The sequence below is a fragment of the Arcobacter cryaerophilus gv. crypticus genome (assembly GCF_002993025.1).
GTDB lineage: Bacteria > Campylobacterota > Campylobacteria > Campylobacterales > Arcobacteraceae > Aliarcobacter > Aliarcobacter cryaerophilus_B.
In genome coordinates this window covers 1-10199 of sequence record NZ_NXGI01000009.1, presented here as the reverse complement: position 1 = coordinate 10199, position 10199 = coordinate 1, and the positions used below count along the sequence as shown (strand labels likewise).

The 10199-nt window shown below is 28.5% G+C and carries 10 protein-coding genes and 2 tRNA genes; 11 read left to right on the top strand and 1 reads right to left on the bottom strand.

The genetic code is table 11. The features are described 5' to 3' along the window. Positions 1-3: 3 nt before the first annotated feature. On the bottom strand, positions 4-519 hold the full coding sequence (gmhB, locus tag CJ670_RS04850; protein WP_105939068.1) for a D-glycero-beta-D-manno-heptose 1,7-bisphosphate 7-phosphatase: 516 nt from the start codon (positions 517-519) through the stop codon (positions 4-6). 88 nt (positions 520-607) lie between these two features. Here gmhB and CJ670_RS04845 point away from each other — a divergent pair, with 88 nt between their 5' ends. The 11 genes from CJ670_RS04845 (at position 608) to CJ670_RS04795 (ending at position 9961) form a co-directional block, all read left to right on the top strand. Continuing rightward, complete coding sequence (locus CJ670_RS04845) at positions 608-1480, top strand: glycosyltransferase (protein ID WP_105939067.1); 873 nt, start codon at positions 608-610, stop codon at positions 1478-1480. 64 nt (positions 1481-1544) lie between these two features. Continuing rightward, positions 1545-1733 carry a 50S ribosomal protein L28 gene (rpmB, locus tag CJ670_RS04840; RefSeq protein WP_066152839.1) on the top strand — a complete coding sequence of 63 codons (189 nt, stop codon included), beginning with the start codon at positions 1545-1547 and terminating at the stop codon, positions 1731-1733. A gap of 24 nt (positions 1734-1757) precedes the next feature. Further along, positions 1758-2885 carry a potassium channel family protein gene (locus CJ670_RS04835; protein WP_105939066.1) on the top strand — a complete coding sequence of 376 codons (1128 nt, stop codon included), beginning with the start codon at positions 1758-1760 and terminating at the stop codon, positions 2883-2885. A gap of 2 nt (positions 2886-2887) precedes the next feature. After that, positions 2888-4078 carry a bifunctional glutamate N-acetyltransferase/amino-acid acetyltransferase ArgJ gene (argJ, locus tag CJ670_RS04830; protein ID WP_105939065.1) on the top strand — a complete coding sequence of 397 codons (1191 nt, stop codon included), beginning with the start codon at positions 2888-2890 and terminating at the stop codon, positions 4076-4078. Between the two features lie 54 nt (positions 4079-4132). Continuing rightward, positions 4133-4348, top strand: coding sequence for an HP1242/YdcH family protein (locus CJ670_RS04825; RefSeq protein WP_105912465.1), 216 nt, complete (start codon positions 4133-4135; stop codon positions 4346-4348). Between the two features lie 142 nt (positions 4349-4490). Next, positions 4491-7058, top strand: coding sequence for a DNA gyrase subunit A (gyrA, locus tag CJ670_RS04820; protein WP_105939064.1), 2568 nt, complete (start codon positions 4491-4493; stop codon positions 7056-7058). 1 nt (position 7059) lies between these two features. Then, positions 7060-8097, top strand: a complete 1038-nt coding sequence (locus CJ670_RS04815; RefSeq protein WP_105912467.1) for an aspartate-semialdehyde dehydrogenase — start codon at positions 7060-7062, stop codon at positions 8095-8097. Next, positions 8098-8610 carry a YqhA family protein gene (locus CJ670_RS04810; protein WP_105912468.1) on the top strand — a complete coding sequence of 171 codons (513 nt, stop codon included), beginning with the start codon at positions 8098-8100 and terminating at the stop codon, positions 8608-8610. It abuts the gene before it with no gap. A gap of 14 nt (positions 8611-8624) precedes the next feature. Then, positions 8625-9662, top strand: coding sequence for a uroporphyrinogen decarboxylase (hemE, locus tag CJ670_RS04805; protein ID WP_105939063.1), 1038 nt, complete (start codon positions 8625-8627; stop codon positions 9660-9662). 124 nt (positions 9663-9786) lie between these two features. Beyond that, positions 9787-9861: transfer RNA gene (locus CJ670_RS04800), tRNA-Asn, on the top strand. Positions 9862-9886: 25 nt separating this feature from the next. Beyond that, a tRNA-Asn gene (locus tag CJ670_RS04795) sits at positions 9887-9961 on the top strand. Positions 9962-10199 lie beyond the last annotated feature (238 nt).

Here is a 10199-nt window from a genome sequence, read left to right as displayed (position 1 = left end):
TTCCTACTTTTTTATATATTTTACTGAATCTAGCAATGATTTTGCAAGCAAAAAATCTTTACTATCTACAATATTTTCACTTATTAAAATTCTATTTGGTATATTACCATTTTTTGCACACTCAATGTCACTCATTTTATCACCAATTAGCCATGAACTATTTAAGTCTACTTCAAAATCGTTTAAAGATTGTAAAATCATTCCAGATTTTGGTTTTCTGCAAGAGCAATCTTCATTTGGGTTATGTGGACAATAATAGACATTTAAAATATCAATATCTTGTTTTTTAAACTCATTTTTCATATATTTAGTAAGTTCTAAAAATTCATCTTCGCTATAGTAATTTCTTCCAATTCCAGATTGATTTGTAACAACAATAATCTCATATCCAAGAGTTAAAAACTTTTTACAAGCTTCAAAAACTCCATCTACAAATTTAAAATTCTCAATTTTACTAACATATCCAAAATCTTCATTTATAACTCCATCTCTATCAAGATAGATAATCTTTTTTTGCATATAATTTATCCTTACAATTTAGGTTTAAATAATATCATAAAGCACTTTTAACTATAATTACAACTTTAAAAATTAGGAAAACTAAATTATGAAACAAACAACTATCTGCTACAAAACAAGTAATACTTTAATAAATAAACTAAAAGCTAGAGATGATATAAAAATTTTAAAAAAACCATCATTTATCACAAAGTTTTTTTCAAAAAAAAGATATCCAGATATATATTTTCATAGTGGAGAACTGGATGAAAATTCAATAGATTTTATTAAAAATTCCAAATTTGTAATTACAAACTCATTTTCAAATCTAAATCTGATTTTATCAAAAACAAAAATAAGTCATGAAAAAATAAAAGTCATTTATCCAAGTGTTGATTTAAAATATCAAAAACCAAAAGAGTTAAAAGAAAAATATAAAGATAGATTTTCTTTTACAGCAAATACAAAAGTTATCTTTTTTACAGCAAAAAATTTTAAAACAAGTGGAATAAAAGAGTTTTTACAAATAGTTTCAAACATTTCATTTATCGATTTTAAAGTTATTATTGCAGGAACAAAACAACAGTTGGCAGCTTTGGAATTTACATTACCAAAATATTCAAAATTAGAACCAAAAATTATATTGCTTGATGAAAGCAAAGAGAATTTAGATGAACTATATCTTATAAGTGATATTTTTTTACTTCCAAGCTACAACAAAAATATTGCAAGCAGCGTTATAAAAGCTATGTTTTGTAAATGCGTAGTTTTTTCTACTATGAATAATGATGCAAAAGAGATATTAGATGTTTATGCTACAATGGATAATCCAAACGATCCTAGCACTTCTTTTAAAATAGATGCTATTTTATTTGATGAAAATGAACTTAAAAAAATTAAAAAACAAAATAGAAATATTGCACTTGAAATGAGTTTAGATAAAAATATTGATAAATTTAATGATATTTTAACAAAAATTTAACTCTAACTTAAGAATTTTAAGATAGAATTCTGAATTATTTTTTACTACAAAAAGGAATATCAAAATGGCAAGAAGATGTGCAATTTCTGGAAAAGGACCTATGGTTGGAAACAACGTAAGTCATGCTAAAAACAGAACTAAAAGAAGATTTTTACCAAATATTAGAACAGTTAGAGTTACATTAGAAGATGGAACAACAACTAAGTTAAAAATTTCTGCAAAAGAGCTAAGAACTCTTAAAAAACACTCATAATTAAGCACTAGAATAAGTGCTTAAATGAGCATTTTCACAAAATTCAAAAAATATTTCAAATGGGAATATAATTCAAATATTCCACAATATGACTTAAATCCTATTATATACTCAAGACTAAAACCAATTAGATCCCCTTTGATTCTAATTCAAATTCTTATGATGGTTGGTACTTTAGCTTATGTTTATTTAGAAGACTATACCATCATGCAAGCTATTTTTCAAACATCTTATACTATCACAAACACTGGATTTGGTGCTTTAAATGAATCAAATTTTAAAAATGAAACAATAATATTTACTGTATTTTTAATGTTAGCTGGGTTTATGAGTTTGATTTTTGCAGTTGGAGTTGTAATTGATGTTTTTACAAATGGTAATTTAAGAGAACTTTTAAGGGAGAGAAGAATGCTTTACAAAATAGCAAGATTAAGAAGACACTTTGTTTTGTGTTATCACAATGAATATACTGCACAAGTTGCAAAACAGTTTAGAGAAAATCAAATTCCTTTTGTGGTTGTTGATTCAAGTGATGATATTGAAGCTATTGCAAAAGAGCATGGTTATCCATATTTTGTAAAAGAAGAACCATATAAAGAAGAAGCTTTCTTAAAATCTCATTTAAGTTCTGCAAAAGGAGTTATTACTTTATCAAAAAGTATCTCTGATAATATTACACTTATAGCATCTGTAAGACTTTATGAAAAAGAGTTAGAAAGAAATCCATATTTGATTATTGCAAATGCAGAAACTCATAATGAAAAAGTAAGACTTAAAAAACTAGGAGCAAACAAAGTTGTTGCAACTCCTTCTTTAATGGCAAAAAGAGTAAGTGCTATGGCAATAAGCCCTGATATGGAAAATATTTTAGATGAATTTTTATACAAAAAAGATAGTCCAATAACAATGGAAGATCTTTTGATAAAAGAGAATTCTTGGATAGTTGGAAAAGAGTTACGAGAACTAAATTTAAGAGATACTCTTAGAATATCTATTATTGGAATAACTGAATCAAGTGGAGTTTTTGTTCAGCTTCCAAATGGAGACAAAGTTATAAATAAAAACTCTAAACTTTTAATTGTTGGCTCACAAAAAGGTCTTTTTAAAGCAAAAAGAGTTTTAAATTTAACAAATCAACCAAAGGAATTATAATAATGTTTACAATTTTGCCAATAAAAGGTTATATAGACCAAATAAATGGATTTTTTTGTGATGGAATTCATGCTGGACTTAAGCCAAATGGAAATAATGATTTAGGATTTATATATACAAAAGAGGCTTGTACAGTTGCAGCAATTTTTACAGAAAATAAATTTCAAGCAGCACCATTAAAACATTTTTTACAATATGGTGAAAATTTTAAAACAAACTTTGTACTTATAAATTCAAAAAATGCAAATGCATTAACAGGTAAAAAAGGTATTGAAGATATAGATAATCTTTTCTCTCAATTAAATTTTGGTGATGATAAGTTGATTAATCCAGTTATGAGCAGTACAGGAGTTATAGGGAATCCATTACCAATTGAGAAACTAGTAGCTGGTTCAGAAAAATTTGATTTAAGAGCTAAAAATGGTGAAAATTTAAGCAAAGCAATTATGACAACAGATGCATACTCTAAATCTTGTTTTTATGAAGTAAAACTTGAAGATGGAAAATCATTTAAAATAGGAGCTGTTGCAAAAGGTGCTGGAATGATAAATCCAAATCTTGCAACAATGCTTTGTTTTATTTGTACAGATGCAGCTGCTCCTTACGCAGATATAAAAGAGGCATTAAATAAAAATAAAGAGACAACTTTTAATGCAATTTCTGTTGATGGAGATACTTCAACAAATGATACTGTAATGGTATTAGCAAATGGAAAATCAAATGCTTATGATAAAGATGCATTTTTTGAAGCTTTAAGATTAGTGATGCATGAAATGGCAATGTTAATGGTAGCAGATGGTGAAGGTGCAAAAAAAGTTGCAGCTTTTGAAGTAAAAAATGCAGCAACAAAAGAAGATGCAATTAAAGCAGCAAAAGCTTTATCAAATTCACTTTTAGTGAAAACAGCACTTTTTGGAGAAGATCCAAATTTTGGAAGAATTGCTTCAACAATTGGAGCTTCAAGAATAGCTTGTGATGATGAAAAACTAGTAATTTCATATAATGATGTTGTGGTGTTTAATAAAGGTGAAATCTGTTTTGACTCTATTATTGAGCAAAAAGCAGCAGATGTTTTAAAAAAAGATAAATACAAGATTATTTGTGATATTGGTTTGGGAGATGAGAGTTTTACAGCTTACGGTTGTGATTTAGGCTACAAGTATGTAGAAATTAATGCAGATTATAGAAGTTAAGATTAAGAACTTTTTATATATAATCTCAATTAAAATTTTAAACAAGGATAGATAATGCTTCACGAACACAGAGATGTAATTGCAGAATTAAGACAAAAAGATGCACACTTTACTAAAGTTTTTGATAAACATAATGATTTAGATCATGAAATCACAAACTTAGAAAATTCACATGCTGACCAATTTACTATTGAGTCAAAGAAAAAAGAAAAGTTAAAACTTAAAGATGAAATTTACTCTATGATAGTAAAATATAAAGCTGAAAAATAGTTTTAAAAACATATTTAATATTTAAAAAAGGAAGTAGAGTTTTCTCTGCTTCCTTTTTTTTATAAAAAACTATTCCTAAGTATATATTAGATAAAATAAAAACAATTTTTTTAAGAAAACTTTATATTAAAGGCCTTATTTTATGGAAAACCTTTTTGAGAACCAAGATATTGTAGATATAAATATTGAAGATAGTGTAAAAGCTTCATATTTAGATTACTCTATGAGTGTTATTATTGGACGTGCATTACCAGATGCAAAAGATGGATTAAAACCAGTTCATAGAAGAATTTTGTATGCAATGCATGATTTAAATCTTACATCAAAAGTAGCATATAAAAAATCAGCAAGAATTGTTGGAGATGTTATAGGAAAGTACCATCCTCATGGTGATACTTCTGTTTATGATGCACTTGTAAGAATGGCTCAAAGTTTCTCTATGAGAGCACCTTTGGTTGATGGTCAAGGAAACTTTGGTTCTGTTGATGGTGATAGTGCAGCAGCTATGAGATATACAGAAGCTAGAATGACTAGAATCGCAGAAGAAGTTTTAAGAGATTTAGATAAAGATACTGTAAATTTTGTACCAAATTACGATGATACAATGAGAGAACCAGCAGTTCTTCCAACACGTGTTCCAACTCTTTTACTAAACGGAAGTGAAGGAATTGCAGTTGGAATGGCAACGAAAATTCCACCTCACAATCTTGGTGAACTATTAGATGCAATTTTATATTTAATTGAAAATCCAAGTTCTGAAGCAATTGATTTAATGGAATTTATTCAAGGTCCAGATTTCCCAACTGGTGGAACGATTTTTGGAAGAAGAGGGATAGTTGATGCTTATAATACTGGGCGTGGAAGAGTTAGAATTAGAGCAAAACATCATATAGAATCAAAAGCAAAAAAAGATGTTATTGTTATTGATGAATTACCATATCAAGTAAATAAAGCAAGATTAATTGAACTTATTGCAAATCTAGCAAAAGATAAACAAATTGAAGGAATTGCAGAAGTTAGAGATGAATCTGATAGAGATGGAATTAGAGTTGTAATTGAGCTAAAAAAAGATGCAATGGCTGAAATTGTATTAAACAATCTTTATAAATCAACTCCTATGGAGACAACATTTGGGATTATATTACTTGCAGTTTACAATAAAGAGCCAAAAGTATTTAATCTTCCAGAAATATTAAATATTTTCTTATCACATAGAAAAACTGTAATTATTAGAAGAACAATTTTTGATTTAGAAAAAGCAAAAGCAAGAGCACATATCCTAGAAGGTTTAAAAATTGCTTTAGACAACATTGATGAAGTTGTAAAAATTATTAGAGCCAGTTCAAATGACCAAGATGCAAAAGATAATCTATCTTCAAGATTTGGTTTAAGTGCAATTCAATCTCAAGCAATCTTAGATATGAGATTAGGAAGATTAACAGGTCTTCAAAGAGATAAACTTGAAGCTGAATATGCTGAACTTATGTTATTAATATCAGAATTAGAGGCAATTTTAAGAAGTGAAGAAAAATTAAATGAAATTATAAAAGATGAGTTAAATGAGATAAGAGAAAAATTCTCAACTCCAAGAAAAACAGAAATTGAAGACTCTTATGATGAAATTGATGTTGAAGATTTAATTCCAAATGAACCAATGGTAGTTACTATTACTCATAATGGTTATGTAAAAAGAGTTCCTATTAAATCTTATGAGAGACAAAAAAGAGGTGGAAAAGGTAAAGTTGCAGTTACAACTCACGATGATGATTTCATCGAGAGATTCTTTGTAAGTAATACTCATGATACTTTAATGTTTGTTACAAATATGGGACAACTTTATTGGTTAAAAGTTTACAAAATTCCAGAAGGAAGTAGAACGGCAAAAGGAAAAGCTGTTGTAAACTTAATCAACTTAAGAGCTGATGAAAAAATTATGGCAATTATTCCAACTCCAGATTTTGATGAATCTAAATCTTTAGTATTCTTTACAAGAAATGGAGTTATAAAAAGAACATCATTAAATGAGTTCTCTAATATTAGAAGTAATGGAGTAAGAGCAATAGTTCTTGATGAGACAGATGAGATTGTAACAGCTAAAATTGCAGATGTACAAACTCAATATATTATGATATTTACAAGTCTTGGGCAATGTATTAGATTTGAACTTGAAAAAACAAGAGATCAAGGAAGAAGTACAAGAGGAGTTAGAGGTATTAAGTTTAAAATTGATACAGATATTGTTGTAGATGCTGATGTAATTGATAATGAAGAGCAAGAGATTCTTACAGTTTCTGAAAAAGGAATTGGAAAACGAACAACAATAGAAGAGTATAGACTTACAAATAGAGCAGGTTCAGGTGTAATTGCTATGAAATTATCGCCAAAAACTGGAAATATTGTTGGTGAAGTTTTAGTTGATGATACACAAGATTTAATGCTTTTAACTTCAATTGGAAAAATGATTAGAGTTGATATGCAGACAATTAGAAAAGCTGGTAGAAATACAAGCGGTGTAATAATTGTAAATATGGATAAAGATGATAAAGTTGTATCTATCGCAAAATGTCCAAAAGAAGATGAAGAGATAGAACTTGATGAAAATGGAAATATTATTAGATATAACGAAGATGGTGAAATAATTGAATCTTCAAAAGATGAAGAAGAAAATTTATTAGATAGTATTTTAGACAATAAAAAAGAGGAAGAGTAAAATGAGAAAGTTTAATGTTGCAGTTGTGGGAGCAACTGGGGCTGTTGGAGAAGAAGTATTTAGAGTTATGGAAGAGCTTAAATTTCCTGTAAATAAAGTTATTCCACTTGCAAGTGCAAGAAGTGCAGGTTCAACAATTGAATTTTTAAACAAAGAGTTTACGGTTTTAGAGTTAACTGAAACTGTTTTTGAAGAACAAGAAGTTGAGATTGCATTTTTTTGTGCAGGTGGAAGTATTTCTGAAAAATTTGCAAAATTTGCTGTTGAAGCAGGAGCTGTTGTAATTGATAATACAAGTCATTTTAGAATGGATCCAAAAGTTCCACTTGTAGTTCCTGAAGTTAATCCAGATGATATTGGACTTTGGAGAGAGACTGGAATTATTGCAAATCCAAATTGCTCAACAATTCAAATGGTTCAAAGTTTAAAACCACTTGATGATTTATATGGTATTAAAAGAGTTGATGTATCAACTTATCAAGCAGTTTCAGGTGCTGGAAAATCTGGAATGGAAGAACTTGTAAAACAGATGCAAGATTTCTTTGCATTTAGATTGGACGAAACAGAAATTAAAGCATTTGCACACCAAATTGCACTTAATGTAATTCCTCAAATTGATGTTGCTACTGAAAATGGATTTACAAAAGAAGAGATGAAAATGGTAAATGAAACTCAAAAAATTATGCATAAAAACTTTCAAGTTGCAGCAACATGTGTGCGAGTTCCAGTATTAAGATCTCATAGTGAATCTTTAACAGTTACATTTAATGATGGTGTTGATGTTGATGTAGATGAAGTAAGAAATGCACTAGAGAATTTTGAAAATGTAAAAGTAATTGATGATTTACCAAATAAAAAGTATCCAATGCCAATAATTTCAACAGATACAGATTTTACATATGTTGGAAGAATTAGAAAAGATGTTTATGCTTCAAATATTGTTCACTACTTTAATGTTGCAGATCAAGTAAGAGTTGGAGCTGCTACAAATGCAGTTAGAATCGGTTTGAAATGGATTGAATTAGAAAGCAATATGTAAATGTTTGAGAAATTTTTTGAAAATGCCCTTTGGAAAAGTAGATTTATAGTAATTCTTGCTGTAATTTTTGGCTTTTTTGGATCAGTAATTTTATTTATTGTTGCAAGTGTTGATGTTATTAATGTAGCAAAATTTATTTTTACAACATTTATAAATGGAACTCATCCTGAACATTTTCATGAAGATATTGTTGCTGGAATTATTGGTGCAGTTGATCTGTATTTAATAGCTGTTGTTTTACTTATTTTTTCTTTTGGAATTTATGAACTATTTATTTCAAAAATAGATGCAGCTTGTACTCCAGAAGATTGCAACTCTATTTTAAATATTAGCTCACTAGATCAGCTAAAAGATAAAATAGCAAAAGTTATTATTATGGTTTTAGTAGTAAATTATTTTCAAAGAGTTTTGCATACAAAGTATGAAACACCACTTGAATTACTATATTTTGCATTAGCAATAGTTGCACTTGCTGTTGGACTTTACTTCACAGGTAAAGTTGGAAAAAAATAAAAAGGATTTAAATTATGTCAAAAATTTTTGTAGAAGCATGTTTTAGAAGACCAACTCCATACACTCCAGTTTGGATGATGAGACAAGCTGGAAGATATCTAAAAGAGTATATGGAAGTTAGATCAAAAGCAGGAAACTTTTTAAATCTTTGCCATAATCCAAAACTTGCTGCTGAAGTTACTATTCAGCCACTTGATATTGTGGGAGTTGATGCCGCAATTTTATTTAGTGATATTTTAGTAATTCCAAATGAGATGGGAATGCACCTTGATTTTTTACAAGGCGAGGGACCTGTTTTTAAAGATCCAATTAAAACTGAAGCAGATTTAGATAATTTAATTGGAGGAGTTGAAGCTGCTAATAAACTAACTTATGTTTATGAAACTATAAAACTTTTAAAACAACAACTACCCCAAGATAAAGCTTTAATTGGATTTACTGGAGCACCTTGGACACTTGCAACTTATATGATTGAAGGTCAAGGAACTAAAACATATAATCTTTGTAAAAAAATAATGTATTCAAATCCAGAGTTTTTACATAAAATTTTAAGAAAAGTGACAGATGTTGTTAAATTTTACTTAGAAAAACAAATCCAAGCTGGAGCAGATGTTGTTCAAATATTTGATTCATGGGCATCTGCAATTGAACCTGGTCGTTATGATGAGTTCTCTTGGAAATATATGGTTGAAATTGCAGAATATATAAAAGAGAAATATCCACATATTCCAGTTATTATGTTTCCAAAAGGAGTTGCTGCATTTATTGAAAGAGGACTTGTTTATGGAAACTTTGATGTATTTGGAGTAGATTGGGGAACACCAATGGCTCTTGCTAAAGAGAAACTTGGAAGTAAATATGTACTTCAAGGAAATATGGAGCCATGTAGATTATACTCTAAAGAAGAGACAACAAAATGTGTTGAAGCAATTCAAAATGTTATGAAAGGTGAGGGGCATATATTTAACTTAGGTCATGGAATACTTCCAGATGTTCCAGTTGAAAATGCTATTCATTTTGTAAAAGAGTGTCAAAGAGTTAGTAAAAAGTAGTAGTTCTTACTACTTTTGAACTTAATTGTAATAAATTTTATAAAATTCTAAATTTATTACAAAAACTCTTGACAATAAATTTTATTTTTACTATAATTCCACCCCATTAACGATAAAGAAAGATTCCGGCATAGCTCAGCGGTAGAGTAGATGACTGTTAATCATTTGGTCCCTGGTTCGATCCCAGGTGCCGGAGCCATTTTTTGTTTTAATGATTTTTAATTTCCGGCATAGCTCAGCGGTAGAGTAGATGACTGTTAATCATTTGGTCCCTGGTTCGATCCCAGGTGCCGGAGCCATTTTATAATTTTATTAAAATTAGAGTTCTTTAAAATATGTATGAAGTTTAAGAAGTAATCTTTGTAAACTAAATATAATGATTGTTAAAAGTAAAAAAATGAAACAAGATATAAATAGTAAAATATTTATTACTTGTCTATAAATTTGAGTGATAATTTTGTAATTAAGTAATTAAAAACAAAAATGTCAGTTTCAACACTACATAAAGATTAATTAGATTAATCAAAAATTTATGGA